The following is a 26,911-nucleotide window of genomic DNA, read 5'->3' on the forward strand; positions in this document are numbered from 1 at the left end:
TCACAAGAGAGGCTCACGATGAAACTCAACCCACTGAATGCCACCTTGGTCGCAGCCGGTGTACTGGCCATGGGCACGGCCGGCGCGTTCAGCCTGAAGCCGAGCTGGCTCTCCAAGAACGAAGCCCCCGAGAGCACCCAGCATGCGGCCGTGACGACGCCTTCAGCGCCCACCCTGGCCGCCGCCGCGATGGCGCCTGTCGCACCCATTCCGGCGCAAGCTGTGGTGCCCAACTACCGCGCGATCTTTGCGCAGGCCGGCCCTGCGGTTGTCGGTGTGACCGTGTCCGGCACGCACAAGCTGTCGGCAGACGAGCAGCAGTCCAACGGGCTGCCGCCCGGCATGGAGAACGACCCGTTCTTCCAGTTCTTCCGCGGCCTGCCCGGCATGCAAGGGCGTGGGCGCGGCAATGGCGGCAGCCCGTCGCAACCGTTCCGTGGGCAGGGCTCGGGCTTCATCATCAGCGCCGATGGCCTGATCCTGACCAACGCGCACGTGGTGCGTGAAGCCAAGGACGTGACTGTCAAGCTCAGCGACCGCCGTGAATACGCGGCCAAGGTGCTGGGTGCCGACCCGACGACCGACATCGCCGTGCTGCGCATCAACGCAAAAGACCTGCCGACTGTGCGCCTGGGCAACCCCAAGCAGCTCGAGGTGGGTGACCCGGTGATGGCCGTGGGCGCGCCGTTCGGCTTCGAGCAGACCGCGACGCAAGGCATCGTGAGCGCCAAGGGCCGCTCGCTGCCGGGCGACTCGGTGGTGCCTTTCATCCAGACCGACGCTGCGGTGAACCCCGGCAACTCGGGCGGCCCGCTGTTCGACGGCAGCGGCGCGGTGGTGGGCATCAACGCGCAGATCTACTCGCAGTCCGGCGGCTACCAGGGCCTCGCGTTCGCGATCCCGATCGACGTGGCGCTGAAGGTCAAGGACCAGATCGTCGCCACCGGCAAGGCCACGCACGGCCGCCTCGGCGTGACGGTGCAGGACATCAACCAGACGCTGGCCGAGTCCTTTGGCATGAAGCGGCCGGATGGTGCGCTCGTGGCGACCGTGGCACGCAACAGCGCTGCCGAGAAAGCGGGCCTGAAGCCGGGTGACGTGATCACCGAAGTGAACGGCGAGCCGATCGTTCGCTCGGGTTCGCTGTCGAGCATCATCGGCATGGCGAGCCCCGGCGAGAAGGTCAAGCTGAAGGTCTGGCGTGACCAGTCCTCGCGCGAGATTGAAGCCAAGCTCGGTGGCGCCGAAGAGGCCGACAAGCAGGTGGCTGACAAGGACGCCGCCGACCAGGGCGGCCAGCTCGGCCTGGCACTGCGGCCGCTGACGCGCGACGAGCGCCGCCAGATCCAGAGCGATGGCGGCATGGTGATCGAGAACGTGAGCGGCGCAGCCGCGCGGGCCGGTGTCGAAGCGGGCGACGTGCTGATCGCGATCAACGGGAAACCGGTGACATCGATCGATCAGGTGCGCAGCGTGATGAGCGGCAAACCGAAGAGCGTGGCGCTTTTGGTCGAGCGTGACGGAGAACGTATCTTCGTGCCGGTAAACCTTGGCTAATGCGGGCGTAGGACTTGGCCGCGACCTGCTGCGCGGCCGGAACGATCGGGAAGAACAAGTGCCAAATGCATGTTCTCCAACAACTTTGAGAGGAACGTCATGAAAAACGTGATGCACAAAGTCGCCCCGATCGTTGCCGCTGCTGCGCTTGCCCTGTCGGGTGCTGCGTGGGCGCAAGACCCGGCCGTTCCACCGGCAAGCAACGCATTGAAGACCGTTGCTCCTGGCGAGGCGGTGCCGTTGCCTGAGGTCCAGACCTCCGGCGACGTTCAGTACGTGACCGGCGGGGTTCCCTTCGAGCAGTTGCCCGCCTTTCGCGAGGCGCGCCGCGACTATCCGTTGAACATCGAGATCTACGAACGCGAAGGCAACAAGGACGGGTTCACCGCCGACGCGGACGTGCAGGTCGTGAACGCCAAGAGCGGTGACGTCGTGCTCGAGACCAAGACCCAAGGGCCGTACCTGTGGGCCAAGGTGCCTCCCGGCCAGTACAAGGTAACGGCCACGCTGAACGGCAAGGTGAAGGAAACTCGCGTTGCCGTGAACAGCTCGAAGCCGACACGCGCGGTCGTTGTGTTCCCGAAGGGAACCGAGCAGTAACAGCGAAGCTTTCTTCTATTCGCTGACGAGGCGATTGATGCTGCCCGCGCTGCGGGTTGCGTCAATCGCTTTTTTCTTGCTTCCAACCTCCGGTCTCGATCATCAGCGCCGTATACCGGCGCTGCATCTCCTCCGTCGTCAGCTTCTCGATCGAATGGCCGAGCAGCCAGGTGTGGCCAAACGGGTCCAGCACCCTGCAGCTGCGCTCACCGTAGAACTGGTCGGCAGGTTCGCTCAGTTGCTTGGCGCCCGCGGCAAGGGCTGAGCGCAGCATCGCGTCGCAGTTGTCGACGTGCAGATGGATTCGCGAGCCGGGCATGCCTTCCGGTGGCGGCGGAAAGATGCCGAACTCGGGGAACGGATCGTTCAGCATCAGCACGGCGCTCGGCCCCATCTGCAGCTCGGCGTGGCCTATTCGCCCTGACGGCTCGGTGAGGCGAAACAACTCCACCGCGCCGAAAGCCTGCTCATAGAAGGTGATGGCCTGTTTCGAGTCGGGCACGCAGAGGTACGCGAACAGTTCGTGGATGGAATTCTTGGTGACGGGCATGGCGGTCTTCTCCTGAAGTGATTGACCGAATCTAGAGCGGCCAATTTAGTCCGTATTGGAGATTTTTTCGACCACGGCCACATGGGTTGGATGGTCGGGCGCGATGGGCCGGTAGGCCCTTGGCGTCATGCCCGCGAGGCGCTTGAACTCATGGATCAGGTGCGATTGGTCGGCGTAGCCGGCCTCGACGGCCGCCTGAGCCCAATCATCCGGCCGGCGGAGCGCCACGCGCTCGATCAGCGCATGGAAGCGCAGCACCCGCGCATAGCGCTTGGGCGTGAGGCCCACGGTCAGCTCGAAGCGGGCGATGAACTGGGCCGGGCTGCAGCCGCTGGCGCGTTGCACGGGCTCGATGAAGGCAGCAGCGGGTTGTTGCCCCAGCGCACGCAGAGCGGCGAAGGCCATCGCATCGGCCGGCGCGGCTTGCTGCAGCCGGGCCATCAGGTAGGACTCGAGCCGCTGTAGCCGCGCGTGCGGCCCGATGGTGGCCCGCAACTCTTCTCGCAGGTAGCGGGCGCAAGGTCCCCACAATGCGTCGAGCGGCACGGTGCGGTTGCGCAGCTCCGGCAGTGCACCGCCGAAGAACACCGCGGCGCCGCCGGGTTTGAAATGAACGCCCACCACGGCCGAGGCGCCGTGTGTTTCGCGCTGGTGGCTGCGGTCTTGCGCGCCCTGGACCACGCCGCCGCCGAAGCTGTCGCCCAGGTCGTCAATGCCGGTGAAGCGCGTGATGCGTTGCCCGTCGAGCAGCGGGATCACGATGTCGACGCAGCCGGTGGGCAGGTTGCGCTCGCGGGCGTGCGGCAGGGCAGCCCGGTCGCTGGCCCACAACGTGTCGACGAACGCCGCCAGTGGAGCAACCGGGCGGCGCGAGAAGAACATCGTGTCGTGTCCCTAGAGCTCGGTGCGCAGCGACCAGATCTCGGGGAACAGCACCACGTCGAGCATCTTGCGCAGGTAGCTCACGCCGCCCGTGCCGCCGGTGCCGCGCTTGAAGCCGATTACGCGCTCGACGGTGGTCACGTGGCGGAAGCGCCAGAGGCGGAACGCGTCTTCGAGGTCGGTGAGTTCTTCGCCGAGCTGGTACAGGTCCCAGTGCGGTTTCGGGTCGCGGTAGACCGTGAGCCAGGCGGCTTCGACCTGCGCGTTGGCTTGGTAGGGCTGCGTCCAGTCGCGCTCGGTGTGGCTGGCAGGCACCGGGACGCCGCGGCGTGCGAGCAGGCGCAGTGATTCGTCGTACAGCGAGGGTGCGCGCCAGGCCGCGTCGACCCGCGCGAGGATCTCTGGCCGGTGCGCGTGAGGCTTCAGCATCGCGGCGTTCTTGTTGCCGAGCAGGAACTCGATGCAGCGGTACTGCCAGCTCTGGAAGCCGCTGCTGTTGCTCAGGTAGGGGCGAATCGCCGAGTACTCGGGCGGCGTCATCGTGGCCAGCACGTCCCACGCGTGCACGAGCTGCTCCATGATCTTGCTGACGCGCGCGAGCATCTTGAAGGCGCTGCCGAGTTCGTCGCGTGCGACGCATTGCACCGCGGCACTCAGCTCGTGCAGCATCAGCTTCATCCACAACTCGCTGGTCTGGTGCTGCACGATGAACAGCATCTCGTTGTGGTCGGGCGAGAGCGGCACCTGCGCGTTCAGCACCTCGTCGAGGTGAAGGTAGTCGCCGTAGCTCATGTCCTTGGAGAAGTCGAGCTGGGCGCCTTCTTCCTTCACGATGTCTTCTGGCTTGCTCATGTGACCGCTCATGTCACTGCCGCTCGCTGGTTGAAGCGCGCTTCGCGCCATTCGCCGCTTTGCAGCACCTGCACGAGGTGCTCGACGGCGTCCCACACGTCGATGAAGCGGGTGTAGAGCGGCGTGAAGCCGAAGCGCAGGATGTCGGGCGCTCTGAAGTCGCCGATCACGCCACGCGCGATCAGCGCCTGCATGATGGGGTAGCCCGCGCTGGCATGCGCGAAGCTTGCCTGGCTGCCGCGCTGTGCGGCCTGCCGCGGGGATGCGAGCTGCAGCTCGTTGCCGGCGCAACGTGCTTCTACCAGCTCGATGAAGAGATCGGTCAGTGCCATCGACTTGCGGCGCAGTGCCTGCATGTCGGCGGCGAGCACGGTGTCGACGCCGCATTCCAGCGCGGCCAGCGACAGCACCGGCGGCGTGCCGCACAGGTAGCGGGCGATGCCGGGCGCGGGCCGGTAGTTGCTCGTGAACTCGAACGGCGCGGCGTGGCCCATCCAGCCGGCCAGCGGTTGCCAGAAGCGCTCGGCATGGCGTGGGTGTGACCACACGAAGGCCGGTGCGCCGGGGCCGCCGTTCAGATACTTGTAGCCGCAGCCGACGGCGAAGTCGGCATGGCTGCCTTTGAGATCGACGGGCAGGGCGCCGGCGCTGTGCGCCAGGTCCCACACCGTGAGGCCGCCGGCTTCGTGCGCGGCTTTCGTCAACGCCGCCATGTCGTGCAGCCGGCCGGTGCGGTAGTTCACCTGCGTGAGCATCAGCACGGCGAGGTCGGCGTTGAGGTGCTGCGCGATCTCATCGGGCTCGACCAGCACCAGGCGCATGCCATGGTCTCGTGCCAGGCTTTCGGCGATGTAGAGGTCAGTGGGGAAGTTGCTGCGCTCGGAGACGATGCACTTTCGGGTCGGCGCGTCGGCCTGCACGATGCGCAGCGCGGCGCTCAGCACCTTGAACAGGTTGACCGAGGTGGAGTCGGCCACCACGAGTTCGTTCTGACCCGCGCCGACGAGTTGGGCGATCTTGTTGCCCACGCGCTGCGGCAGCTCGATCCAGCCGGCGGTGTTCCAGCTGCGGATCAGGTCGGTGCCCCACTCGTGCATGACCACCTGCTGCACGCGCGCGGCGGTGGCGCGCGGCAGCACGCCGAGCGAGTTGCCGTCGAGGTAGATCACGCCCTCGGGCAGGGAAAACTGGTCGCGCAGCGGCGCCAGCGGGTCCTGCGCATCGAGCGCGAGGCAGTCTTGCCGGGTGGTGGATGTTGAAGCGGTCATTCAGAGTTCTCGCAGCACGGCGCGCACAGGCGATGCGCACGCCATCGTCAGTTTCAAGGGGAGCGCGATCAGCTCGTAGTCGCCGGCTGGCACGCCGTCGAGCACCAGGTTCTCGAGCACGCGCAGGTGGTGTTTGAACAGCTGCTGGTGGCTGTCCAGCGTCTTGCTTTCTGCCGGGTCGACCGACTGGCTGTCGATGCCAACCAGCTGCACGCCCAGGCTCGCCAGCCACGACAGGGTGTCGGGCGCGAAGGCAGAGAACTCGGCCGACCATGCTGTGGGCGCCTTCTCGGTGGTGCGCACCAGCACGCGCGGCGGCATGCCCTTGGTGGCATGCGCCAGGTCGCTGATCTGGATCAGCCTTGCCGGGCCGATGGCGTGGACCACGCGGCAGGGGCCGAGGTAGGGCGCGAGGTCGACCTCGCCGATCGGCGGCGCGTCGTCGGCGTAATGCAGCGGCGCGTCGGCATGCGCGCCGATGTGCGGCGACATCGTGATGGCCGAGAGATTCACCGGGCAGCCGGGGCCAATGCGCGCCGTCCACTGCTGCGAATAGGCCTGGTCGCCGGGGAAGAGCGGCGAGTCGGGTGCGATGGGTGGGGAGATGTCCCAGAGGCGTTTCACGAGGGTGCTTTCCAGGCGGTAGCTGACACAGAGCCGAAACGGTAGCACCGCGTTCTGCGCTGCGGTGTCGGTATTTTCAGACAGGATGCGCAGATTTCAAATTGCTTGACACTTCAAATATCAAGACATAAATTGTGATCGGCCAGTCGTGCGTTGCGGCGGCTTTCTGGAGACGGACCCATGCGCATCGCCTGCATCGGCGGCGGCCCGGCGGGCTTGTATTTCGCCCTGCTCATGAAGAAGCAGAACCCCGCGCACGAGGTTCGCGTGATCGAGCGCAACCGTGCGCACGACACCTTCGGCTGGGGCGTCGTCTTCTCCGACCAGACGTTGGGCGCCGTCCAGCGCACCGACCCGCCCTCGGCCGAGAAGATCCTCAACGCCTTCAACCACTGGGACGACATCGAGGTCCATTTCAAGGGCCGGCGCATTCGCTCGTCGGGCCACGGCTTCTGCGGCATCGGCCGGCGCCAGCTGCTCAACATCCTGCAAGACCGCTGCACCGAACTCAGCGTGGAGCTGGTCTTTCAGAACGAATGCACCGACGACACCGAACTCGGCGCTGACCTGGTGATCGCCTGCGATGGGCTCAACAGCCGCGTCCGCAGCCGGTACGCCGCCACCTACCAGCCCGACGTCGACCTGCGCTTGTGCCGCTTCGTGTGGCTGGGCACGCACCAGCGCTTCGACGCCTTCACCTTTGCGTTTGAGGAGACCGAGTTCGGCTGGTTCCAGGCGCATGCCTACCGCTTCGACGACAACACGTCGACCTTCATCGTCGAAGCACCCGAGCCCGTGTGGCAGGCGGCGGGGCTGGAGGGCATGTCGAAGGAAGACAGCATCGCATTCTGCGAGCGGCTGTTCGCCGAGCAGCTTGGTGGGCATGGACTGATGTCGAACGCGGCGCACCTGCGCGGCTCGTCGCAGTGGATTCGCTTTCCGCGCGTGGTGTGCCGCCGCTGGGTGCACCGCAACGAGCGCGGCACGCCGGTGGTGCTGATGGGCGACGCTGCTCACACAGCCCACTTCTCCATCGGCTCGGGCACCAAGCTGGCGCTCGAAGACGCCATCGACCTCGCAGCCCGCATCGCCGACCACCCCGGTGATCTGAACGCTGCGCTGCAAGCCTATGAGGCCGAGCGCAGCATCGAGGTGTTGAAGATCCAGAACGCGGCGCGCAACTCCACCGAGTGGTTCGAGAACGTCGAGCGGCATGCGCGGCTGGAGCCGGAGCAGTTTGCGTACTCGCTGCTCACGCGATCGCAACGCATCTCGCACGAGAACCTGCGGCTGCGCGACGTGGGCTACGTGGGTGACTTCGAGCATTGGCTCGCCTCGCGCGCCGGCCTGCAGACGCCGACCGGCGTGCCGCCGATGTTCACGCCGTTCCGCCTGCGCGGCCTGACGCTGAAGAACCGCGTGGTGGTGTCGCCGATGGCGCAGTACAGCGCGGTCGATGGCCTGCCCACCGACCATCACCTGGTGCATCTCGGCGCGCGCGCGATGGGCGGTGCCGCGCTGGTGTTCACCGAGATGACCTGCACCAGCGCCGATGCGCGCATCACCCCAGGCTGCACCGGCCTCTACAACGATGCGCAGATGCAGGCGTGGAAGCGCATCGTCGACTTCGTGCACGGCAACAGCACCGCGAAGATCGCCTTGCAACTCGGGCATGCCGGGCCGAAGGGGTCGACGCGCGTGCCGTGGCAGGGCGAAGACCAGCCTCTGGAAACCGGCAACTGGCCGCTCATCGCCGCCTCGCCGCAGCAGTACCTGGACGGCGTGAGTGACTGGGCGCGCGAGATGACACGCGACGACATGCTGCGCGTGACGCAAGATTTCGTGGCGGCCACGCGCCGTGGTATCGAGGCCGGCTTCGATTGTCTGGAGCTGCACTGCGCGCACGGCTACCTGTTGTCGGCGTTCCTGTCACCGCTCACCAACCACCGCCAGGATGCCTATGGCGGCTCGCTGGCCAACCGCCTGCGCTGGCCGCTGGAGGTGGTGGCCGCGATGCGCGCGGTGTGGCCGGAAGATCGGCCGATGTCGGTGCGGCTGTCGGCGCACGACTGGGTGGAGGGCGGCAACACGCCGGCCGACGCGGTGGAGATGGCGCGCGCCTTCCGGCTGGCCGGTGTCGACCTGATCGACGTGTCGTCGGGCCAGGTGAGCGTGGCGCAGAAGCCGGTGTACGGGCGCATGTACCAGACGCCGTTCGCCGAGTTGATCCGCAACGAGGTGGGCATCGCCACCATGGCTGTGGGCGCCATCACCGAGGCGGATCACGTCAACAGCATCATCGCGGCCGGCCGGGCCGACTTGTGCGCAGTGGCCCGACCGCACCTCGCCAACCCGGCATGGACGCTGATGGAAGCCGCCAAGATCGGCCACGTGAATGGCATCGGTGCCGACTGGCCGAAGCAGTACCTGTCCGGCAAGGCGCAACTCGAACGCAACCTGGAGCGCGAGCGCGCCTTGGCCGCGCAGACGGCGGGCTTGTCTGCGCAAGAGCAAGCGCAACTAGCGCAGGGAGTGTGATGACGATGACCGATGCATCGACACTCGCTGGGCGGCACGCCGTGGTCACCGGCGCTGGCAGTGGCATCGGGGCCGCCATTGCGCATGCGCTGGCCGGGCAGGGTGTGCGCGTCACGCTGATGGGCCGTACGCTGGCCAGCCTGCAGGCGCAGGCGGTGCCAAATGCGCAGTGCATTGCCGTGGACGTGGGCGATGAGCGCAGCGTGCAGGCGGGCTTTGCCGCGGCGGCCGAAGTGCATGGCGCGGTGGACGTGCTCATCAACAACGCCGGGCAGGTAGAGAGCCAGCCCTTCGGTCGCACCTCGATCGAACTCTGGAACCGCATGCTGCAGGTCAATCTGACCGGCGGCTTCCTGTGCACTCAGCAGGTACTGCCGGGCATGCTGGCGCGCGGTAGCGGCCGCATCGTCAACGTGGCGAGCACGGCCGCGCTGAAGGGCTACGCGTATGTGGCGGCGTATTGCGCGGCCAAGCATGGTGTGCTGGGCTGGACCCGTGCGCTGGCGCTTGAGGTGGCGCAGCGCGGCGTCACGGTGAACGCGGTGTGCCCGGGCTACACCGAGACCGAGCTGATCGAGCGTGCCGTGCAGCAGATCAGCGACAAGACAGGCCGCTCGGCCGAGCAGGCGAAACAGCAGCTGGCTGCGGCCAATCCGCAGGGGCGGCTGGTGCAGCCGCACGAGGTGGCGCAGGCGGTGCTGTGGCTGTGCCAGCCGGCGTCAGCCGCCATCAACGGCCAGGCCATCGCGGTGGCGGGTGGGGAGGTGATGTGACGAACGAACGCCATTCGGACCCGCGAGACGCTTTGCCTGCGGAGGCAGCGCACGACCACGAGTCGCGCGTGCAAGACGAGCACCACCAGGCGCTCAAGCTCTGGCTGCGCCTGCTTTCGTGCACCACACGCGTGGAAGGCGCGATCCGCAACCGCCTGCGCAGTGAATTCTCGACGACCTTGCCGCGCTTCGACCTGATGGCGCAGCTGGAGCGCCAGCCCGAAGGCTTGACGATGGGCGAACTGTCGCAACGGATGATGGTCACCGGCGGCAACGTGACCGGCATCACCGACCAGCTCGAAGCCGAAGGCCTGGTGCGCCGCGCGCCGCACCCGAGCGACCGGCGTGCGTATGCGGTGCAGCTCACTGCGGCGGGCAAGCGCCACTTCCGCCGCATGGCAGCCACGCACGAGCAGTGGGTGATCGAGCTGCTGGCCGGCTGGTCGGCGCCGGAGAAGACGCAGGTGCAGGCGCTGCTGGGCAACCTGAAGCAGCACCTGGCTGCGCTGGACTCTGCTGCGCCATCGAAGCCCTTGAAAGCCAAGGCCGCGGCGCCTGCGCGAAGCCGCTCACCGAAGGAGAACAACGCATGACACGACCGATGGACACGCACCTCGCGTCGGGAAACCGCCGCACGGCCGATTCGCTGAGGCCGCAGCATGTGGGCTGGTCGGTGGAAGGTCGCGTGGGCCTCATCACGCTCAACCGGCCGGAGCGCAAGAACCCGCTGACCTTCGAGTCGTATGCCGAGCTGCGTGACCTGTTCCGCGCGTTGGCACAAGTCGACGAGGTGAGGGCGGTGGTGGTGCAGGGAGCAGGCGGCAACTTCTGTTCGGGCGGCGACGTGCACGAGATCATCGGCCCACTGACGCAGATGAGCATGCCCGACCTGCTGGCGTTCACGCGGATGACGGGCGACTTCGTGAAGGCCATGCGAACCTGCCCGCAGCCCATCGTGTCGGCGATCGACGGCGTGTGCGCCGGGGCGGGCGCCATCATCGCGATGGCGTCGGACCTGCGGGTGGGCACCGCGCGCAGCAAGACCGCGTTCCTGTTCTCGCGCGTGGGGCTCGCGGGTTGCGATATGGGCGCGTGCAGCCTGTTGCCGCGCATCGTCGGGCAGGGCCGTGCGTCGGAGCTGCTCTACACAGGCCGCTCGCTGGGCGGCGAAGAGGCGCTGCAATGGGGCTTCTACAACCGCCTCAGCGAACCCGAAGCCTTGTCGGCCAGTGCCATCGCGTGGGCCGGCGAGCTGGCGCAGGGCCCGGGCTTCGCGCATGCGATGACCAAACGCATGCTGCATCAGGAATGGGCGATGGGCGTCGATGAAGCCATCGAGTCCGAAGCGCAGGCGCAAGCGATCTGCATGATGACGCAGGACTTTCATCGCGCCTACGAAGCCTTTGCCGCCAAGACAAAGCCGAGCTTCGAAGGTGACTGACATGCCCCGACGTTCACTCCGTTCACTGCCCCCCGAGGGGGCGCAGGCCTCCCTTGGGGCGGCCCGGCGGGAAGCCTGAAATGCACGTCGACACCTTCGCGCACGATCACCTGCCACCGCCCGAGCTGTTGCCCGAGTTCGTGTTCGACCGGCCGGAGCTGCAATTCCCCGCCGCGCTGAACTGCGCTGCAGAGTTGCTCGACCGCTGGGTGGCCGAAGGCCGTGGCGACCGCCCCTGCCTGCTGGGCCACGGCGTGCGTTGGACGTATGCCGAGCTGCAGGCACAGGTGAACCGCATCGCCCACGTGCTCGTCGACGAGCTGGGCTTGGTGAGCGGCAACCGCGTGCTGCTGCGCGGGCCCAACACGCCGATGCTCGCGGCGTGCTGGTTCGCAGTCGTCAAGGCGGGTGGCATCGCGGTGGGGAGCATGCCGCTGCTGCGCGCGAAGGAACTCACGCAGATCGTGCGCAAGGCGCGCATCAGCCATGCGCTGTGCGACGTGCGGTTGGCCGACGAGCTGGCCTTGGCGCGGCCTGGTTGCCCCACGCTCATGCAGGTGCTGCACTTCAACCCGGGCGCGCAAGGCGAGCTCGAAGCGCGTGCCGTGCATCAGTCGGCCGAGTTCGAGACCGTGCAGACCGCAGCGGACGATGTGTGCCTGATGGCTTTCACATCAGGCACCACCGGCGAGCCCAAAGGCACGATGCACTTCCACCGCGACGTGATGGCCGCCTGTGCCTGCTGGCCGCGCCATGTGCTGAGGCCGAAAGCCGACGACGTGTTCATCGGCAGCCCGCCGCTTGCCTTCACCTTCGGGCTCGGTGGCTTGCTGCTGTTCCCCATGTCGGTGGGCGCGGCCTGCGTGCTGATCGACAAGCCCAGCCCCGATCAGTTGCCGCTGGCGATCGCACAGTACCGCGCCACCACGCTCTTCACGGCACCCACCTCGTACCGCGCGATGGCCCCGCTGGTGAAGTCGCACGACATCAGCTCGCTGCGCCAGTGTGTGTCGGCCGGTGAAGCGCTGCCCGCGGCCACGCGCAAGCTATGGAAGGACGCCACCGGCATCGAGATCATCGACGGCATCGGGTCCACCGAGATGCTGCACATCTTCATCTCGCACGATGAAGCCCATGCCAAGCCCGGTGCCACCGGCTTCGTGGTGCCCGGCTACCAGGCCTGCGTGATCGATGACGAAGGCAAGCCGTTGCCACCCGGCCAGGTGGGCCGGCTCGCCGTGAAGGGCCCGACCGGGTGCCGCTACCTTGCCGACGAGCGGCAGCGTGACTACGTGCACGACGGCTGGAACCTCACCGGCGACGCGTACCTGGTGGACGACCAGGGCTACTTCGTCTACCAGGCGCGCACCGACGACATGATCATCTCCGGCGGCTACAACATCGCCGGCCCCGAGGTCGAAGCTGCGCTGCTGCTGCACCCGGCCGTCGCTGAGTGCGGCGTGGTGGGTGTGGCCGATGAGGAGCGCGGGCAGATCGTGAAAGCCTATGTGGTGCTGCGCCCTGGCCATGAAGCGGGGGAGGCGCAGGTGAAGGCACTGCAGGACTTTGTGAAGCAAACCATCGCCCCGTACAAGTACCCGCGTGCCGTGGTGTTCTGCGCCAGCCTGCCGCGCACCGAGACTGGCAAGCTGCAGCGTTTTCGTCTGCGCCAGTTGGCAGCAGGCACGGCCACAGCCCCCGAAAGGATCTGATGAAAGTTCTTCAACCGCCCGGCTGGGCGCCACCGCGCGGCTATGCGAACGGCGTGGCTGCGCAGGGCATGCAGGTGTTCGTCGCAGGGCAGATCGGCTGGAATGCGCAGTGCCAGTTCGAGACCGACGACTTCGTCGGCCAGGTGCGGCAGGCGCTGCTCAACGTGCTGGCCGTGCTGGGCGAGGCGCGTGCGGGCCCACAGCACATTGCGCGCATGACCTGGTACGTGACGGACAAGCGCGAGTACCTGGCGCGCGGGCGCGAGGTGGGCGCCGTGTTCCGCGAGCTGATCGGCGCCTATGGCATTGCGATGAGTGCGGTGCAGGTGTCGGCGCTGATGGAAGACCGCGCGCAGGTCGAGATCGAGGTGACGGCGGTGTTGCCGCCGGCCCTGTAGAGACTCAGCGCTCCGGCGCAGGCGCGCGGACCACGGTGACGCTGCAGTCGGCCTGCGAGACCACCTGGGTCGACACGCTGCCGAGATAGCGACGCAGCACGCCGCTGCTGCGTGCGCCCATCACGATGTGGTCGACCTGGTTCTTGCGCGCGTAGTCGATGATGGCCGTGGCGGTGTCGGGCGCTTCCAGCACATGGAAGGTCACGCGGCCCGCTTGCGCCTCGGTGGGCAGCTTGAGCGACTGCACCAGCGGGCGCGCCCAGTGCCTCAGCTGCACCAGCAGGTTGACGTGCTTGCTGCTGCCGTCGCGCTCCATCAACTCGTCCATGCCGATGCGGTTGATCTTCATCACCGCAAGACATGCCAGCCGCGCGCCGGGCTCGGTCTGCAACAGGCGTTCGACGGTGAGACGCAACGTGTCGAGCAGCTCGCGCTCGGCATTGGCCACGTCCACCGCGACCAGCAGGATGGGGCTGCGGGCGAGCTGGTTGGTGGCGTCGACGCGGGCCATGGGCTCGGCGCCCATGGCAGAGAACCAGCGGCCCAGCACCTTCATCGTGCCGCTGCGTGATCGCCGCGTGGCACGTTCGGTGAGTGGCACCTGGTCGGGGTTCTGCAACTCGAAGGCGAGCTGCGCGCCGGTTTGCTGGCGCTTGTCGGGCAGCGGTTCGAGTGCTTGCAGGATGATCTCTTGCAGCCACGGCGGGCAGTCGATGCGCAGCGTGCGTGGTGGCAACGGGTCGCGGTACAGGCGCTCGCGCAGGCCGCGCACGCTGTCGGGCGAGCCGAAGGGGCGCTCCCCGGTGGTCAGGTGATAGAGCATGACACCCAGGGCGAACAGGTCGCTGCGCGGATCGTTGCGCACGAACTGCACCTGCTCGGGCGACATGTAGGGCGCGGTGCCCATCGGCAGCTCGAACTCTTCGTCGAGCAGATCGGGCAGATGGTCGTGACGCGACAGCCCGAAGTCGACCAGCACGGCCTCTCCACTCTCGCGGAACATGATGTTGCTCGGCTTCACGTCGAGGTGCACCAGGTGCTGGCGATGCAGGTCGTGCAGCGCAGTCGCCACGCGCGTGCCGATGCTCACGACCTCGGCGATGGGCAGCGGCGCGGCATCGAACCGGCTGCGCAGCGAGTTGCCGGCGATGCGCTCCATCACGATGTAGGGCTGGCGCGTGATGTCGCCCTTGGCAACGAAGCGCGGCACGTGGATGCCCGAGAGCTTGGGCAGGATCATCTGCTCGACCTCGAAGCCGACGATGCTGGTCGGGTCTTCGCCGCCGAGGATGCGCGGCACCTTCATGATCAGCGGCATCAGGTTGTCGCTGCCCGGCGGCATGCCGTTGGCGCTGTCGGCTTCGACGGCGCTGACCTGCCACAGATGCGCCATGCCGCCCTGGTGCAGGTGGCGTTCGAGCCGGAAGCCATCGATCACCTGGCCGGCTTGCAGCGGCCGCAAGGGGTGCGTGGCCGGCGCGGCCACTTCGAACGGCACGCCGGTGTCGGTGTTGCCGATTTCAGCCGCCATCTTGCAGGCGCTGCGCCAGGCGCTCGGGCAGGCCGGCTGCGCGCACTTTGGCAGCGGCGGTGTCGTGGTCGTAGGGAATGCGGTGGAAGGTGAGTTCGGCACTTTGGGTGTCGAACATCGCGTAGCAGGCGGCAGGGTTGTTGTCGCGAGGCTGACCGGTCGAACCAGGGATCACCAGCCACTGCCGCTGCGGAGACAGCGGGATCACAACGTCGGGCACCGGCGCGAACTCGCCTACCTTGCCGGTGGTGGCCAGGTGGTAGAGCCGTGGCTCGTGCACGTGGCCGCAGAAGGTGATGCGGCAGGCCGTGGCCTGCATGCTTTGCACGGCGTCGGAGCGGGCATGGATGTAGCCCCACTCGGGTGGCGCGAAGGCGTTGGCATGCACGAACAGCCGGGTGTCGTCGATGGCGGTGAACGGCAGCGAGGCGAGGAAGTCGAGCTGATCGGGTTGCAGCTGTTCGTGCGTCCACGCGACGACCTCGCGCGCATCGTTCACCATCGTGGGCTGGGGCCCCATCACGGCTGCAGCGTCGTGGTTGCCCTTGACGGCGAATGCGCCGCGCGACACGTGCTCACGCACGCAGTCGACGACCCAGCCCGGATCGGCGCCGTAGCCAACGAAGTCGCCGAGGAACGCGTGCTGCTCGGCACCCTGGCTCTGCGCATGCGCGAGCACCGCTTCGACGGCCTCGCGGTTGGCGTGCAGGTCGGTGACTAGGGCGAGTTTCATCTTGCCGCCGTTCGCCCGAGCGCCGGGCCGCCCCAAGCCGGGTGGCGCTCCCCCGGGGGGCAGGAGCGAAGCGACGTGGGGGCGGTCATTGCCTTAGCCGATGCGGCCGAGCAGCAGAAATTCCATCAGGGCCTTCTGGACGTGCATCCGGTTCTCAGCCTCGTCCCAGACGACCGATTGCGGCCCGTCGATCACCTCGGCCTCGACCTCTTCGCCGCGGTGGGCGGGCAGGCAGTGCATGAAGAGGGCGTCGGGTTGCGCGGCGGCCATCATCTCGCCGTCGACACACCAGTCGGCGAAGGCCTTCATGCGCGCCTCGTTCTCGGCCTCGTAGCCCATGCTGGTCCACACATCGGTGGTGACCAGGTGTGCGCCACGGCAGGCGTCGAGCGGGTTCTTGAAGGTCTTCACGCAACGGGTGTTGGAGACGCCCGCTACCTTGGGGTCGATCTCGTAGCCACCGGGCGTGCTGACGTGCAGGGTGAAGCCGAGGATGTCGGCCGCCTGCAGCCAGGTGTTGGCCATGTTGTTGCCATCGCCGACCCACGCCACCACCTTGCCCGCGATGCTGCCGCGGTGCTCGATGAAGGTGAAGACGTCGGCCAGGATCTGGCACGGGTGGTACTCGTTGGTCAGGCCGTTGATCACCGGCACGCGCGAGTTGGCGGCAAAGGCCTCGATCTTGGTCTGCTCGTAGGTGCGGATCATCACGATGTCGACCATGCGGCTGATGACGCGTGCGCTGTCTTCCACCGGCTCGGCACGGCCGAGCTGGCTGTCGCCGGTGGTGAGGTTCACCACCGAACCGCCCATCTGGTACATGCCGGCCTCGAAGCTCACGCGCGTGCGCGTGCTGGCCTTCTCGAAGATCATTGCCAGCGTGCGGTCGACCAGCGGCGTGTACTTCTCGTAGTTCTTGAAACGCTTCTTGATGACCGCCGCGCGGTCGAACAGGTACGCGTACTCTTCGGCGCGGAGGTCCTTGAACTGCAGGTAGTGCTTCATCAGGCTCATGCCCGGTTTCATGGCGCGTGCCGCGCGAGGAAGGTCTTGACCAACGGGCACAGGATGGCCAGCAGCTGGTTGATCTCGCTCTCGTTGATGATGAGCGCCGGCAACAGGCGGATCACGCGGTCGGCCGTCACGCTGATCATCAGGCCCGCCTGAGCGGCCTGGCCCAGCAGCTCACCGCAGTTGCGGTCGAGTTCGACGCCGAGAATCAGGCCCTGGCCGCGGATGTCCACCACGCCCGGCAGGCTGCCCAGCTCGCGCTGCAGGCCTTCTTTCAGCAGCGCGCCCATGCGGCTGGCGTTCTCGAGCAGCTTGTCTTCTTCCATGATGCGCAGCGTCTCGACGCCGGCGCGCATGGCCAGAGGGTTGCCGCCGAAGGTGCTGCCATGGTTGCCTGGACCGAGCACGCTTGCCGCCTTGGGCCCGCAAACGATCGCACCCACCGGAACGCCGGAACCCAGGCCCTTGGCCAGGGGCATGACGTCGGGCTTGATGCCGGCCCACTGGTGGGCGAACCACTTGCCGGTGCGGCCCATGCCACATTGCACTTCATCGAGCATCAGCAACCAGCCCTGCTCGTCACAGAGCTTGCGCACGGCGCGCAGGTATTCGGACGTGGTCGGGTTGATGCCGCCTTCGCCCTGAATCACTTCTAGGAACACCGCGACCACGTTGCGGTTGGTTTCGGCGATCTGCTGCACGGCGGCGATGTCGTTCAAGGGCACGCGCACGAAGCCTTCGACCAATGGGCCGAAGCCGGCCTGCACCTTGGTGTTGCCGGTGGCCGAAAGCGTGGCGATCGAACGGCCGTGGAACGCCTTTTCGTAGACGATGATTTCGGGCCTCTCGATGCCCTTGTCATGGCCGAACTTGCGAGCGATCTTGAGCGCGCCTTCGTTCGCTTCGAGGCCGGTGCTGCAGAAGAACACGTTGCTGAGGCCCGAGACCTCAACCAGCTTCGCAGCGAGTTGTTCCTGCAGCGGCACCTGGTAGTAATTCGAGGTGTGGATCAACTTGCTGACCTGGTCCTGCAACGCGGGCACGAGCTTTGGGTGGTCGTGGCCCAGCGTGTTGACGGCGATGCCGGCAAGGCCGTCGAGGTACTTCTTGCCCTCGGTGTCCCACAGCCAGCAGCCTCGGCCGTACGCGAGCGCCATCGGCAGACGGCCGTAGGTTTGCATCACGTGCGGATCGGGGCGGGCGGGGACTTTGTCAGGGGCATTCATGGCGGGCGTCCTGTGACGAATATGACAAGGCGGGCAGGCGTGCTCGCCAGGGAGCGTTTGATTCTAAGGGTCGACCCCAGCACTGCCGATAAGTGTGCATGGTTGACGTTTCCACACTCGCCGACGGTGCTGCGCTGCAGCACAAACGCGGCACAATACCCGCCGGATCGCCCCGCTTCCTGTGGCAAGAACAACTGAAGGCGCGGGCTCCTGCAACCTCGTGCCATCGCATGTCTACTCCCGTCCCGCGCGAATACTTCATCCAGGGCCTGACCAAGGACGGCAAGACCTTTCGACCCAGTGACTGGGCCGAGCGGCTGGCGGGCGCCATGTCGTGCTTTCGCCCAGAGGGATCGGTGGGCGGGCGCGGAGCGTTCATCGGCTATTCGCCCTACTGCGTGCCGCGCACGATCGACGGCGTGAAGTGCGTGATCGTCAACGAGGCCTTGCGCTCGATCGAACCCATGGCGTGGGACTTCGTGATGCATTTCGCCCGCGACAACGAGCTTCAGGTCATCGAGGCCTGCCTGCTGCCCGATCCGCCCAAGAACACGCCCTGAGCGGCCCATGAAAAAGGCCCGCAGCGATGCGGGCCTCAGTCGACAAAAAGCCCGCCTAGGCGGGCTTTTGCTTCGCTATCTGGAAACCTGAATCAGGCAGCAGCAACCAGTGCCTTGACCTTGGCCGACAGGCGGCTCTTGTGGCGAGCGGCCTTGTTCTTGTGGAACAGGCCCTTGTCGGCCACGGAATCGATCACGCTCTGGGCCGACTTGAACAGCTCGGCTGCCTTGACCTTGTCGCCAGCGACAACGGCCTTCTGGACATTCTTGACGACGGTGCGGAATTTGGAACGCAGCGCGGTGTTGGCTGCGTTGAGCTTCACGTCTTGACGGACGCGCTTGCGGCCCGAAGCGATGCGGACCGTCTTTTTGACTTTGGAAGAGGTAGCCATGTTTGGAGCTGTCTTTGTAGGACGCCAGAATAAGCGAAGTCCGCGAGTATAGCAGCCCGAAGTGCAAGCCCGCAAACTGACGGAGCCGACGTTAGCGAGTGCTACCGAGCGGCCATAATCCGCCCGCATCAGAGGCGGCGTTCCCGCCCGCTTACGGCCCTCCATGAACCTGCTGCGTGCTGCGTCCACTGTTTCTCTGCTGACCCTCGCATCGCGCATCACGGGCCTCCTGCGGGATGTGCTGCAGGCCTCGCTGTTCGGGGCCAATGCGCTCACCGATGCCTTCAACGTGGCGTTCCGCATCCCCAATCTGTTGCGCCGGCTGGTGGGCGAGGGCGCTTTTTCGCAGGCTTTCGTGCCTTTGCTCGCGGCTTCGCAGGCCCGCGATGGCGAAGAGGCTTCGCGGCGCCTGATCGACGCGGTGGCCACGGTGCTTCTGTGGACGCTGGTGGTGCTGTGCGTGCTCGGCGTGGTCGGTGCGCCGCTGCTGGTGTGGCTGATGGGCAGCGGGCTGCAGAAGAGCGGCGGCTACGAGCCGGCGGTGCTGATGACGCGCTGGATGTTTCCGTACATCGCCTGCATGTCGCTGGTGGCGCTGTCGGCCGGCATCCTGAACACCCAGCGCCGGTTCGTGGTGCCTGCCGCCACACCGGTGCTGCTGAACGTCGCCTGGATCACTTCGATGCTGCTGCTCACGCCGCTCTTCAAGCGCTGGGGCATTGAGCCGATCTACAGCCTTGCCGCCGGGGTGATGGTAGGCGGCGTGCTGCAGCTCGCGGTGCAGGTGCCGGCGCTCAAGCGCGTCGGGGCGTTGCCGCATTTCGGTCTGGGCTGGCAGCGCTTGCGCGACGCCTGGTCGCATGAAGGGGTGAAGAACGTGTTGCGCCGGATGGCGCCTTCGTTGCTGGGCGTGTCGGTAGCGCAGATTTCCCAGCTCATCAACACCCAGATCGCCAGTCACCTGGGCGCGGGTGCCGTGTCTCTGCTGACCTACGCGGACCGCTTGATGGAGTTCCCTTCGGCCCTGCTCGGTGTGGCGCTGGGCGTGGTGCTGACGCCGCAGCTTGCCGCCGCGCATGCGCGCAAGGACGATGCGGCCTACTCGGACCTCATCGAATGGGGGTTGCGCCAGCTGCTGCTTTTGGCGCTGCCTTGCGCGGTCGCGCTGCTGGTCTTTTCAGAGCCACTGGTCGCCACGCTGTTTCAGCGGGGGGCTTTCGGGCCGCAGGACGTGCAGCTGGCCGCACGCGCCGTGGCCGGTTACGGCGTCGGGTTGCTGGGCATCGTGTCGATCCGCATCCTCGCGCCCGGGTACTTTGCCCGCGACGACACGCGCACGCCGGTGCGAGTGGGCGTGGCGGTGCTGGTGCTGACGCAGCTTTTCAACGCCGTCTTCGTGTTCGGCTTCAACCTCGGCATCGCCGGGCTGGCGCTGTCTACGGGCCTCGGCGGCATGGTCAATGCCGGCGTGCTGCTCTTCCTGTTGTGGCGCCGGGGCAGCTACAAGCCCGCGCCGGGCTGGGCCCTGTACCTGGCGCGCCTGATGGGCGCCAGTGCCGTGATGGGTGTTGGGCTGTGGTGGGCGGGCCGGCACCTCGATTGGCTGCACAGCACCACGCTCATCCGCGCCGGCTGGATGGCGGGCGTGCTGGCGGCCGCCGCGGTGGTGTATTTCGGTTGCCTGCTGGCGAGTGGGATGCCGCTTCGGCAGCTCGTGCGGCGCGGATAATCTTCACCATGCCCGGTCGCCTGCAGTTCCTCGCCTCAACGCCCCTCGAGTACTTCGCCATGCTGGTGGCCGACGACGCCAGCTTGCCCCTCGTCGAAGCCGCCGTCGCGATTGCCCAGGACGAGCATCCCGGGCTCGACACGCAAGCGGTGCTCGGGCAGATCGATGCGCTGGCTGAACGCCTCAAGCGGCGCGTGCCGGCCGATGCGGGTTCGCGGCAGCGCCTGCGCGTGCTGAACCACTTCTTCTTCAAGGAGCTGGGCTTCTCGGGCAACGTCAACAACTACTACGACCCCGGCAACAGCTTGCTGAGCACCGTGCTTGAAACGCGCCGCGGTATTCCCATCACGCTGGCGGTGCTCTATATCGAGCTCGCCACGCAGATCGGCTTGGCGGCGCGCGGCGTGTCGTTCCCCGGGCACTTCCTGATCAAACTGCGGTTGTCGGAGGGCGAGGTCGTGATCGACCCGTTCACCGGCCAGTCGCTGTCACGCGAGCAACTCGACGAACTGCTCATGCCCTATCGCCAGAGCCAGGGCCTGACCGGCGACTTCGATGTGCCGCTGGGCCTGTTCCTGCAGGCCGCACCAGCGCGAGACGTGCTGGCCCGCATGCTGCGCAATCTGAAAGAGATTTACCGCAGCAGCCAAGACTGGCCCCGCCTGCTGGGCGTGCTGCACCGCCTCGTCGTGTTGCTGCCGCAGGCCTGGGAAGAACGGCGCGACCGCGGCATCGTGCTGGCCGAAATGGGGGAAGTCGCCGGTGCGATGCTGGACTTGGCAGAGTACCTGGCCCATTCCCCGAAGGCCACCGACCGGACGGCCATCGGTGAGCGTTTGCTGGCATTGCGCGAGCGCGGTTCAGGGCCTTTGCACTGAGCTGTATGCAAAGTCAGCACTGCTCGTTCTGGCCTTAGAATTTGCCCCTTCGTGCTTGCCGACTCCCGACCGGCAGTCCGCCCCCTCCGAGTTTTGCGAGCCTCGATGCAACTCACCAACGCCCAGCGGCAAACCCTCTCCTGGCTTCTGATTGCCCTGGCAGGCGCCTTGCTCATCTGGCTGCTGGCACCGGTGCTGGCACCGTTCCTGATTGCCGGCGTGCTGGGCTACGTCCTGCTGCCGACAGTGGACCGCCTGGTAGCCCGCAAGGTGCCACGCGTGCTGGCAGTTACGTTGATCGAGGTGGTGGCGTTCGTGCTCATCGCGGCGGTGCTGCTGCTCATCGTGCCCATCCTGTCCAAGGAGCTGCCGCTGCTGCGTGAACACCTGCCGGTGTTGGCCGACAAGCTCAACGGCACCATGTCGCCATGGTTGGCGCAGTTCGGTGTCGACGTCTCGCTCGACAGCACCAGCATCAGGAACTTTGTCGTCAAATACCTCGGCGCGAACATCGAAGATGGCCTAAGCGCCGCGCTCAGCTCGGCGCGCATCGGCGGCAGTTTTCTGCTGGCCCTGATCGGCAATGCGGTGCTGGTGCCCGCGGTCCTGTTCTATCTGCTGATGGACTGGCCCCAGCTCTCGGCGCGACTGCACCGGCTCATTCCGCCACGCTTGCGCGCGCGAGTGCAATCTTTCCTGAACGACTGCGATGAGATGCTCGGGCAGTACCTGCGCGGGCAGCTGCTCGTGATGGTCATTCTCGCCGTGTACTACAGCGTGGGGTTGGCTCTGTTCCGCTTCGATCTCGCGGTGCCGGTGGGTGTGTTCACCGGCCTTGCGGTGTTCATTCCCTACCTTGGGTTCGGCCTCGGCCTGGTGCTGGCGCTGCTTGCCGGCGTGCTGCAGTTCGCCAGCTGGTACGGCGTGATCGCCGTGGCGGTGGTGTACGGCGTGGGCCAGGTGCTGGAAAGCTTCATCCTGACGCCGCGCCTTGTGGGTGAGCGCATCGGCATCAACCCGCTGACGGTAATCTTCGCGCTGCTCGCCTTTGGCCACCTGGCCGGTTTCGTCGGTGTGCTGATCGCGCTACCGGTGTGTGCCGTGCTGGTGGTGGCCACGGGCCGGCTGTACACGCTGTATGTCGACAGCAAGCTGTACCAGGGCTGAGGCAGGCGGCACCATGACGCTTCGTTCTGCATGAGACAGATTCCCCTCGCCATCGCCAATGAGCCTGTCCGCTCATTCGACAGCTATGTGGCCGGGCCCAACGCACCGGCGCTGGCGCATCTGCGCGGTTTGACTCAGCAAGCGGCGCCGGTCTACCTGTGGGGCGTTTCGGGCGTGGGCAAGACCCACCTGCTGCAGGCTCTGGCGAGCCATGTGCAGCAGCTCGGTGGACGAGCGAGCTGGTTCAGCGCGTCGGAGCCGGCACCGTGGCAGTTCGAAGAGAGCGACATGCTGATCGTGTTCGACGATTGCGATCGCTTCAACGACACCCAGCAGCAGGCCGCGTTTGCGCTCTTCGTCGAAGCCACCACGCATGGCATTCCGGTGGCTGCGGCGGGCCATGTGCCTCCGGTCGATCTGCCGCTGCGCGATGACCTGCGCAGCCGCCTGGGCTGGGGCCATGTGTTCGCCATCGCTCCGCTGGCCGAACCCGAGGCCCGCGCAGCGCTGCGCCGCGAAGCCGATCGCCGCGGCCTCTTCCTGTCCGATGACGTGATGGACTACCTGCTGACCCGTTTTGCGCGCGACCTGAAGCACCTGATGGCGGTGCTCGACCGCCTTGACGAATTCGCCCTGGTGCACAAGCGCGCCATCACTGTGCCGCTGCTCAAGCAGATGCTGGCCGAAGAAAAAACTGCCCCATGAATCTTTGTCTGTTCGATCTCGACGAGACCCTGCTGCCGCTCGACTCCGACCATGCGTGGGGCGATTTCGTCGTGCGCCAGGGTTGGGTCGAGCCGGTCGAATTCGCTCGCCGCAACGATGCCTTCTTCGCGCAGTACAAGGCCGGCACGCTCGACATCCACGAGTACATCGAGTTCGCGACCCGCCCGTGGCGTGATCGTCCGGCAGACGAGATGCAGGCGGCGCATGTGCGCTTCATGCGTGAAGCGATCACACCGGCGATCCGGCCTGTGGCCCAGCAACTGATTCAGCGCCACCACGAGCAGGGCGATCTGGTCGCGATCGTCACGGCCACCAACGAGTTCGTCACCGAGCCCATCGGCCGCGCCTTCGGCGTCGACCATCTGCTGGCCGTTCGTCTCGAAAAGGGGCCGGCGGGTAATATCACGGGCCGAATCGAGGGAACTCCGTCGTTTCGAGAAGGCAAGACGGTGCGCACGCAGCAGTGGCTGGAAGGCCTGGGTTATCGACTGCAAGACTTCGAGCGCATCAGCGTCTACAGCGATTCGGCAAACGATCTGCCCCTGCTCGAATTGGCAAGCGACCCTGTGGCAACCAACCCATCTCCCCCGCTCGAGGCGATTGCCCGTGAGCGGGGCTGGCGCATTCTTCGACTGTTCGATTGATGATCAAAAAGTTCATTGACAAGCTGCTGGGCAAATCCAGCACGGCCAAGCCCGGCATCCCCAAGGGCAAGCGGGTCGAAGTGCCGGCGTCCGAGCACCAGATCGACCTGAATCTCGTCGACGAGAACGCGGTGCGCGTGGTCAAGACGCTGGCCGATGCGGGCTACGAGGCCTACATCGTCGGCGGCGCGGTGCGTGATCTGCTGGTCGGTTTGCGGCCCAAGGATTTCGACGTTGCCACCAACGCCACGCCTGAGCAGGTGAAAGGCCTGTTCCGCCGCGCCTTCATCATCGGCCGGCGCTTTCGCATCGTGCACGTGGTCTACGGCCGCGGGCGCGAGCACGAGGTGATCGAGGTCTCGACCTTCCGCGCGATGATGGATTCGGCGGCGGCCGAGCAGGTGGCCGGCAACGAGAAGACGTCGAAGAGCGAGCTCGCCGGCAAGACCCATGTGGTCGACGCTGCCGGCCGCGTGCTGCGCGACAACGTGTGGGGCCCGCAGATCGAAGACGCTGCGCGGCGCGACTTCACTGTCAACGCCATGTATTACGACCCGCAGAAGCAGATCGTGGTCGACTACCACGGCGGCATCAAGGACGCGAAGAAGAAGGTGCTGCGCATGATCGGCGACCCTGCCACGCGCTACCGAGAAGACCCGGTGCGCATCATCCGCGTGATCCGCTTTGCGGCGAAGCTCGGCTTCGCCATCGACCCTAAGACACGTGCGCCGATCCAGGAAATGGCCGCGTTGCTCGAGAGCGTGCCCGCCTCGCGCACCTTCGACGAGATGATCAAGCTGCTGCAGACCGGCCATTCGCTGGCCAGCATCCAAGAGCTGCGCAAGCAGGGCTTGGTTGGCGCTCGCAGCGGCGTGTTCCCCATCCTCGACGTGGTGCTGGCCGATACCGCCAAGCACCCGGAGCGAGCCAAGTTCGTCGAACTCGCGCTGACCGATACCGACCGCCGTGTTGGCGAAGGCAAGCCGGTGGCGCCGAGCTTCATGCTGGCGTGCATGTTGTGGCACGACGTGCTCGACGGCTGGAGCAAGCTCAAGAAGAAGGGCGAAGCGCCGTATCCTGCCTTGCAGCAGGCGGTCGATTCGGTGTTTGATGCACGAATCGGCGACATCTCTGGCCGCGGCAAGCTGGCGGCCGACATGCGCGAGATCTGGCTGATGCAGCCGCGCTTCGAGCGCCGCACGGGCAGCGGCCCCATGACGCTGGTGGAGCAGCCGCGTTTCCGCGCGGGCTTCGATTTCCTGCGTCTGCGTGCGGACGCCGGCGAGATCGACGCGGAACTGAGCGAGTGGTGGGAGAAGTTCTCGCTCGCCGACGAGCAAACGCGTACCGAGATGATTCAGCAATCGCGCGCGCATGACACACCGCGCCGGCGCGTGCCTGCCAGTGCGGCGGCCGTGGCCGAGCCGAGCGACGCGCCCGCTGAAGTCAGCGATGCGCCCAGGAAGCGCCGCCGCCGTCGCCGCAAGCCGGGAGGTGCCGACGCAGGCGCCTCCTCCAGTGAGTCGCACTGAGGCGAGGAACGCGTGGCGACGGCCCCCGTGCTGGCCTATGTCGGACTGGGTGCCAACCTCGGTGACCCGGCTGCCGCACTGAAGGCCGCGCAAGAGTCGCTGGCTGTCTTGCCTCAGACGCAGCTGCATCGGGTGTCGTCGATCTACAGAACGGCGCCGGTCGATGCGCTGGGCCCCGATTTCCTGAATGCCGTTGCCGTGCTGGAGACCCGTCTCGCGCCCGATGAGTTGCTGACTGAGTTGCAGCGCGTCGAGGCCATGCACGGTCGCGAGCGGCCCTACCGTAATGCGCCACGCACGCTCGACCTTGACCTGCTGCTGTATGGGGATGCGACCCTGGTCTCGCCCAGGCTCACCGTGCCGCACCCTCGTTTGCACGAACGCGCTTTCGCGTTAGTGCCGCTGGCGGAGGTGGCCCCTGCCGATCTGATGATTCCGGGTCGGGGTGGCTTGCGGCAACTGCTGATCGATGTGGCGGGTCAACGCATTCAAAAGGAAGCGACATGAGCTCAACCAAGAGCTCGGCCGCCTGTGCAAACAATCCCAAGAACAAAGCATGAACAGCGTTTCAGTCCCCTTGCAAACCGTACTGCTTCTGGCGGCATCCAACGTCTTCATGACGATCGCCTGGTACGGCCACCTGAAGAATCTGGCGGACAAGCCGTGGTACCTGGCGGCCATCATCAGCTGGGGCATTGCCTTGTTCGAGTACCTGCTGCAGGTGCCGGCCAATCGCATCGGCTACGCCGGGGGCTTCACGCTGGCGCAACTGAAGATCACGCAAGAGGTGATCACGCTGGCGGTGTTCGTGCCGTTTGCGATGGTCTACATGAACCAGCCCTTCAAGCTCGACTACGTCTGGGCCGGGCTGTGCCTTGTCGGCGCGGTGTACTTCATCTTCCGCAGTTGATGAAGCCCGGCCTCGATCGCTTTCACCACATCGCCATCGAAGGCCCCATCGGCGTGGGCAAGAGCTCGCTCGCGCGGCGGCTCGCGGCCCACCAGGGTGCCGAGCTGATGCTGGAGCGGGCCGAGGAAAATCCGTACCTCGAGCGCTTCTACAACGACCTGCCGGGTTACGCCTTCCAGACGCAGGTGTTCTTCCTGTTCCAGCGCATGCGGCAGGTGCGCGAACTGGCGCAGCCGGGCATGTTCTCGAAGTCGGTCGTCAGCGATTTCACGCTGGCAAAAGACGCGTTGTTCGCCCGCATGAACCTAAGCGATGAGGAGTACCGCCTCTACAGCCAGATGTACGCGCAGGTGTCGCAGCAACTGCCGCAGCCTGACCTGGTGATCTGGCTGCAGGCCACACCGCCGGTGCTGATGCAGCGCATTCGCCAACGCGGTATCGCGATGGAGCAGCGCATCGACCCTGTCTACCTGCAGCGGCTGTGCGACGCCTATGCGGCCCATTTCCAGACCTTCGCCGGTGCGCCCTTGATGGTGGTCAACAGCGAGCACTTCAACCCGGTCGAGCGGACGCAAGACTTCAATGCGCTGATCGAGGCGCTGGCCGCCTTTGAAGGCCCGCGCGCGATCTTCGACCTGTCGCCGCACGAACCGGGCTGAAACGCAGCGCTACACTCG

Annotated in this window: 28 protein-coding genes; 18 read left to right on the forward strand and 10 right to left on the reverse strand. The window is 66.5% G+C overall.

The window, feature by feature from the left end; all coding sequences use genetic code 11:
• Positions 1 to 18 precede the first annotated feature (18 nt).
• Together AC1DYS_RS22160 and AC1DYS_RS22165 are read left to right on the forward strand one after the other, a co-directional pair.
• A complete protein-coding gene (locus AC1DYS_RS22160; RefSeq protein WP_477903162.1) occupies positions 19 to 1,557 on the forward strand; it encodes a Do family serine endopeptidase in 1,539 nt (512 codons plus the stop codon).
• Positions 1,558 to 1,668: 111 nt separating this feature from the next.
• A complete protein-coding gene (locus tag AC1DYS_RS22165) occupies positions 1,669 to 2,157 on the forward strand; it encodes a hypothetical protein (protein WP_477903164.1) in 489 nt (162 codons plus the stop codon).
• A gap of 61 nt (positions 2,158 to 2,218) precedes the next feature.
• Here AC1DYS_RS22165 and AC1DYS_RS22170 read toward each other — a convergent pair whose 3' ends face one another.
• From AC1DYS_RS22170 to kynB, 5 genes are read right to left on the reverse strand one after another with little or no spacing between them, the layout of a single operon-like run.
• On the reverse strand, positions 2,219 to 2,707 hold the full coding sequence (locus AC1DYS_RS22170; protein WP_477903166.1) for a VOC family protein: 489 nt from the start codon (positions 2,705 to 2,707) through the stop codon (positions 2,219 to 2,221).
• A gap of 45 nt (positions 2,708 to 2,752) precedes the next feature.
• Positions 2,753 to 3,589 carry a DUF6597 domain-containing transcriptional factor gene (locus AC1DYS_RS22175; protein WP_477903168.1) on the reverse strand — a complete coding sequence of 279 codons (837 nt, stop codon included), beginning with the start codon at positions 3,587 to 3,589 and terminating at the stop codon, positions 2,753 to 2,755.
• A gap of 12 nt (positions 3,590 to 3,601) precedes the next feature.
• On the reverse strand, positions 3,602 to 4,441 hold the full coding sequence (gene kynA / locus AC1DYS_RS22180) for a tryptophan 2,3-dioxygenase (protein ID WP_477903170.1): 840 nt from the start codon (positions 4,439 to 4,441) through the stop codon (positions 3,602 to 3,604).
• Between the two features lie 8 nt (positions 4,442 to 4,449).
• Complete coding sequence (kynU, locus tag AC1DYS_RS22185; RefSeq protein WP_477903172.1) at positions 4,450 to 5,709, reverse strand: kynureninase; 1,260 nt, start codon at positions 5,707 to 5,709, stop codon at positions 4,450 to 4,452.
• The gene (kynB, locus tag AC1DYS_RS22190) at positions 5,710 to 6,333 is read right to left on the reverse strand and encodes an arylformamidase (protein ID WP_477903174.1); all 624 of its coding nucleotides are present in this window, start codon (positions 6,331 to 6,333) and stop codon (positions 5,710 to 5,712) included.
• A 180-nt stretch (positions 6,334 to 6,513) separates the two neighbouring features.
• Between kynB and AC1DYS_RS22195 the strand changes: the two genes are divergently transcribed.
• The 6 genes from AC1DYS_RS22195 (at position 6,514) to AC1DYS_RS22220 (ending at position 13,195) form a co-directional block, all read left to right on the forward strand.
• Entirely contained in the window at positions 6,514 to 8,871 is a 2,358-nt protein-coding gene (locus AC1DYS_RS22195) for a bifunctional salicylyl-CoA 5-hydroxylase/oxidoreductase (RefSeq protein WP_477903176.1), read from the forward strand.
• Between the two features lie 5 nt (positions 8,872 to 8,876).
• The gene (locus AC1DYS_RS22200; protein WP_477903292.1) at positions 8,877 to 9,644 is read left to right on the forward strand and encodes an SDR family NAD(P)-dependent oxidoreductase; all 768 of its coding nucleotides are present in this window, start codon (positions 8,877 to 8,879) and stop codon (positions 9,642 to 9,644) included.
• Positions 9,641 to 10,237: a MarR family winged helix-turn-helix transcriptional regulator gene (locus AC1DYS_RS22205; protein ID WP_477903178.1), complete on the forward strand. Its 597-nt coding sequence runs from the start codon at positions 9,641 to 9,643 to the stop codon at positions 10,235 to 10,237. The genes AC1DYS_RS22200 and AC1DYS_RS22205 overlap by 4 nt, the downstream gene beginning before the upstream one ends.
• The gene (locus AC1DYS_RS22210) at positions 10,234 to 11,085 is read left to right on the forward strand and encodes an enoyl-CoA hydratase family protein (protein ID WP_477903180.1); all 852 of its coding nucleotides are present in this window, start codon (positions 10,234 to 10,236) and stop codon (positions 11,083 to 11,085) included. Before AC1DYS_RS22205 ends, AC1DYS_RS22210 begins: the two co-directional genes overlap by 4 nt.
• 80 nt (positions 11,086 to 11,165) lie before the next feature.
• Complete coding sequence (locus AC1DYS_RS22215) at positions 11,166 to 12,797, forward strand: benzoate-CoA ligase family protein (protein ID WP_477903182.1); 1,632 nt, start codon at positions 11,166 to 11,168, stop codon at positions 12,795 to 12,797.
• Positions 12,797 to 13,195: a RidA family protein gene (locus AC1DYS_RS22220; RefSeq protein WP_477903184.1), complete on the forward strand. Its 399-nt coding sequence runs from the start codon at positions 12,797 to 12,799 to the stop codon at positions 13,193 to 13,195. Before AC1DYS_RS22215 ends, AC1DYS_RS22220 begins: the two co-directional genes overlap by 1 nt.
• A gap of 4 nt (positions 13,196 to 13,199) precedes the next feature.
• Here AC1DYS_RS22220 and AC1DYS_RS22225 read toward each other — a convergent pair whose 3' ends face one another.
• The 4 genes from AC1DYS_RS22225 to AC1DYS_RS22240 all read right to left on the reverse strand — a co-directional run bounded on the left by AC1DYS_RS22225 (position 13,200) and on the right by AC1DYS_RS22240 (position 17,696).
• The gene (locus AC1DYS_RS22225) at positions 13,200 to 14,726 is read right to left on the reverse strand and encodes a protein kinase domain-containing protein (RefSeq protein ID WP_477903186.1); all 1,527 of its coding nucleotides are present in this window, start codon (positions 14,724 to 14,726) and stop codon (positions 13,200 to 13,202) included.
• Positions 14,716 to 15,459: a metallophosphoesterase family protein gene (locus AC1DYS_RS22230; protein WP_477903187.1), complete on the reverse strand. Its 744-nt coding sequence runs from the start codon at positions 15,457 to 15,459 to the stop codon at positions 14,716 to 14,718. The genes AC1DYS_RS22225 and AC1DYS_RS22230 overlap by 11 nt, the downstream gene beginning before the upstream one ends.
• 93 nt (positions 15,460 to 15,552) lie before the next feature.
• On the reverse strand, positions 15,553 to 16,485 hold the full coding sequence (gene argF / locus AC1DYS_RS22235; RefSeq protein ID WP_047483694.1) for an ornithine carbamoyltransferase: 933 nt from the start codon (positions 16,483 to 16,485) through the stop codon (positions 15,553 to 15,555).
• Positions 16,482 to 17,696 (reverse strand): aspartate aminotransferase family protein, encoded by a 1,215-nt coding sequence (locus tag AC1DYS_RS22240; protein WP_477903189.1) that lies wholly within the window; start codon positions 17,694 to 17,696, stop codon positions 16,482 to 16,484. The genes argF and AC1DYS_RS22240 overlap by 4 nt, the downstream gene beginning before the upstream one ends.
• Positions 17,697 to 17,926: 230 nt before the next feature.
• On the opposite strand from AC1DYS_RS22240, the gene AC1DYS_RS22245 reads away from it, so the two are divergent.
• Positions 17,927 to 18,256, forward strand: a complete 330-nt coding sequence (locus AC1DYS_RS22245; protein WP_477903191.1) for a DUF3579 domain-containing protein — start codon at positions 17,927 to 17,929, stop codon at positions 18,254 to 18,256.
• 92 nt (positions 18,257 to 18,348) lie between these two features.
• Here AC1DYS_RS22245 and rpsT read toward each other — a convergent pair whose 3' ends face one another.
• On the reverse strand, positions 18,349 to 18,648 hold the full coding sequence (gene rpsT, locus AC1DYS_RS22250; protein WP_047483699.1) for a 30S ribosomal protein S20: 300 nt from the start codon (positions 18,646 to 18,648) through the stop codon (positions 18,349 to 18,351).
• A gap of 163 nt (positions 18,649 to 18,811) precedes the next feature.
• Between rpsT and murJ the strand changes: the two genes are divergently transcribed.
• The 9 genes from murJ to AC1DYS_RS22295 all read left to right on the forward strand — a co-directional run bounded on the left by murJ (position 18,812) and on the right by AC1DYS_RS22295 (position 26,893).
• A complete protein-coding gene (gene murJ / locus AC1DYS_RS22255; RefSeq protein WP_477903193.1) occupies positions 18,812 to 20,377 on the forward strand; it encodes a murein biosynthesis integral membrane protein MurJ in 1,566 nt (521 codons plus the stop codon).
• Between the two features lie 8 nt (positions 20,378 to 20,385).
• Positions 20,386 to 21,255 carry a SirB1 family protein gene (locus AC1DYS_RS22260; RefSeq protein ID WP_477903195.1) on the forward strand — a complete coding sequence of 290 codons (870 nt, stop codon included), beginning with the start codon at positions 20,386 to 20,388 and terminating at the stop codon, positions 21,253 to 21,255.
• Between the two features lie 105 nt (positions 21,256 to 21,360).
• Positions 21,361 to 22,422 (forward strand): AI-2E family transporter, encoded by a 1,062-nt coding sequence (locus tag AC1DYS_RS22265; RefSeq protein WP_477903197.1) that lies wholly within the window; start codon positions 21,361 to 21,363, stop codon positions 22,420 to 22,422.
• Positions 22,423 to 22,452: 30 nt separating this feature from the next.
• Positions 22,453 to 23,127: a DnaA regulatory inactivator Hda gene (gene hda, locus AC1DYS_RS22270; protein ID WP_477903199.1), complete on the forward strand. Its 675-nt coding sequence runs from the start codon at positions 22,453 to 22,455 to the stop codon at positions 23,125 to 23,127.
• Positions 23,124 to 23,792, forward strand: a complete 669-nt coding sequence (locus AC1DYS_RS22275; RefSeq protein ID WP_477903201.1) for an HAD family hydrolase — start codon at positions 23,124 to 23,126, stop codon at positions 23,790 to 23,792. The genes hda and AC1DYS_RS22275 overlap by 4 nt, the downstream gene beginning before the upstream one ends.
• The gene (pcnB, locus tag AC1DYS_RS22280; RefSeq protein WP_477903203.1) at positions 23,792 to 25,324 is read left to right on the forward strand and encodes a polynucleotide adenylyltransferase PcnB; all 1,533 of its coding nucleotides are present in this window, start codon (positions 23,792 to 23,794) and stop codon (positions 25,322 to 25,324) included. The genes AC1DYS_RS22275 and pcnB overlap by 1 nt, the downstream gene beginning before the upstream one ends.
• 12 nt (positions 25,325 to 25,336) lie before the next feature.
• On the forward strand, positions 25,337 to 25,831 hold the full coding sequence (folK, locus tag AC1DYS_RS22285) for a 2-amino-4-hydroxy-6-hydroxymethyldihydropteridine diphosphokinase (RefSeq protein ID WP_477903205.1): 495 nt from the start codon (positions 25,337 to 25,339) through the stop codon (positions 25,829 to 25,831).
• Positions 25,832 to 25,880: 49 nt separating this feature from the next.
• The gene (locus AC1DYS_RS22290; protein ID WP_047483715.1) at positions 25,881 to 26,234 is read left to right on the forward strand and encodes a DMT family protein; all 354 of its coding nucleotides are present in this window, start codon (positions 25,881 to 25,883) and stop codon (positions 26,232 to 26,234) included.
• Positions 26,234 to 26,893, forward strand: coding sequence for a deoxynucleoside kinase (locus tag AC1DYS_RS22295; protein ID WP_477903207.1), 660 nt, complete (start codon positions 26,234 to 26,236; stop codon positions 26,891 to 26,893). The genes AC1DYS_RS22290 and AC1DYS_RS22295 overlap by 1 nt, the downstream gene beginning before the upstream one ends.
• Positions 26,894 to 26,911 lie beyond the last annotated feature (18 nt).

Source organism: Rhizobacter sp. P2_G4, assembly GCF_056403575.1.

What these genes read in the sequence shown, in the direction of transcription:
- AC1DYS_RS22160 (WP_477903162.1), top strand. Translation starts at nt 19, where the DNA reads ATGAAACTCAACCCACTGAATGCCACCTTGGTCGCAGCCGGTGTACTG.
- AC1DYS_RS22165 (WP_477903164.1), top strand. Translation starts at nt 1,669, where the DNA reads ATGCACAAAGTCGCCCCGATCGTTGCCGCTGCTGCGCTTGCCCTGTCG.
- AC1DYS_RS22170 (WP_477903166.1), bottom strand. Translation starts at nt 2,707, where the DNA reads ATGCCCGTCACCAAGAATTCCATCCACGAACTGTTCGCGTACCTCTGC.
- AC1DYS_RS22175 (WP_477903168.1), bottom strand. Translation starts at nt 3,589, where the DNA reads ATGTTCTTCTCGCGCCGCCCGGTTGCTCCACTGGCGGCGTTCGTCGAC.
- kynA (WP_477903170.1), bottom strand. Translation starts at nt 4,441, where the DNA reads ATGAGCAAGCCAGAAGACATCGTGAAGGAAGAAGGCGCCCAGCTCGAC.
- kynU (WP_477903172.1), bottom strand. Translation starts at nt 5,709, where the DNA reads ATGACCGCTTCAACATCCACCACCCGGCAAGACTGCCTCGCGCTCGAT.
- AC1DYS_RS22195 (WP_477903176.1), top strand. Translation starts at nt 6,514, where the DNA reads ATGCGCATCGCCTGCATCGGCGGCGGCCCGGCGGGCTTGTATTTCGCC.
- AC1DYS_RS22200 (WP_477903292.1), top strand. Translation starts at nt 8,877, where the DNA reads ATGACCGATGCATCGACACTCGCTGGGCGGCACGCCGTGGTCACCGGC.
- AC1DYS_RS22210 (WP_477903180.1), top strand. Translation starts at nt 10,234, where the DNA reads ATGACACGACCGATGGACACGCACCTCGCGTCGGGAAACCGCCGCACG.
- AC1DYS_RS22215 (WP_477903182.1), top strand. Translation starts at nt 11,166, where the DNA reads ATGCACGTCGACACCTTCGCGCACGATCACCTGCCACCGCCCGAGCTG.
- AC1DYS_RS22220 (WP_477903184.1), top strand. Translation starts at nt 12,797, where the DNA reads ATGAAAGTTCTTCAACCGCCCGGCTGGGCGCCACCGCGCGGCTATGCG.
- AC1DYS_RS22225 (WP_477903186.1), bottom strand. Translation starts at nt 14,726, where the DNA reads ATGGCGGCTGAAATCGGCAACACCGACACCGGCGTGCCGTTCGAAGTG.
- AC1DYS_RS22230 (WP_477903187.1), bottom strand. Translation starts at nt 15,459, where the DNA reads ATGAAACTCGCCCTAGTCACCGACCTGCACGCCAACCGCGAGGCCGTC.
- argF (WP_047483694.1), bottom strand. Translation starts at nt 16,485, where the DNA reads ATGAAACCGGGCATGAGCCTGATGAAGCACTACCTGCAGTTCAAGGAC.
- AC1DYS_RS22240 (WP_477903189.1), bottom strand. Translation starts at nt 17,696, where the DNA reads ATGAATGCCCCTGACAAAGTCCCCGCCCGCCCCGATCCGCACGTGATG.
- AC1DYS_RS22245 (WP_477903191.1), top strand. Translation starts at nt 17,927, where the DNA reads ATGTCTACTCCCGTCCCGCGCGAATACTTCATCCAGGGCCTGACCAAG.
- rpsT (WP_047483699.1), bottom strand. Translation starts at nt 18,648, where the DNA reads ATGGCTACCTCTTCCAAAGTCAAAAAGACGGTCCGCATCGCTTCGGGC.
- murJ (WP_477903193.1), top strand. Translation starts at nt 18,812, where the DNA reads ATGAACCTGCTGCGTGCTGCGTCCACTGTTTCTCTGCTGACCCTCGCA.
- AC1DYS_RS22260 (WP_477903195.1), top strand. Translation starts at nt 20,386, where the DNA reads ATGCCCGGTCGCCTGCAGTTCCTCGCCTCAACGCCCCTCGAGTACTTC.
- AC1DYS_RS22265 (WP_477903197.1), top strand. Translation starts at nt 21,361, where the DNA reads ATGCAACTCACCAACGCCCAGCGGCAAACCCTCTCCTGGCTTCTGATT.
- hda (WP_477903199.1), top strand. Translation starts at nt 22,453, where the DNA reads ATGAGACAGATTCCCCTCGCCATCGCCAATGAGCCTGTCCGCTCATTC.
- AC1DYS_RS22275 (WP_477903201.1), top strand. Translation starts at nt 23,124, where the DNA reads ATGAATCTTTGTCTGTTCGATCTCGACGAGACCCTGCTGCCGCTCGAC.
- pcnB (WP_477903203.1), top strand. Translation starts at nt 23,792, where the DNA reads ATGATCAAAAAGTTCATTGACAAGCTGCTGGGCAAATCCAGCACGGCC.
- AC1DYS_RS22290 (WP_047483715.1), top strand. Translation starts at nt 25,881, where the DNA reads ATGAACAGCGTTTCAGTCCCCTTGCAAACCGTACTGCTTCTGGCGGCA.
- AC1DYS_RS22295 (WP_477903207.1), top strand. Translation starts at nt 26,234, where the DNA reads ATGAAGCCCGGCCTCGATCGCTTTCACCACATCGCCATCGAAGGCCCC.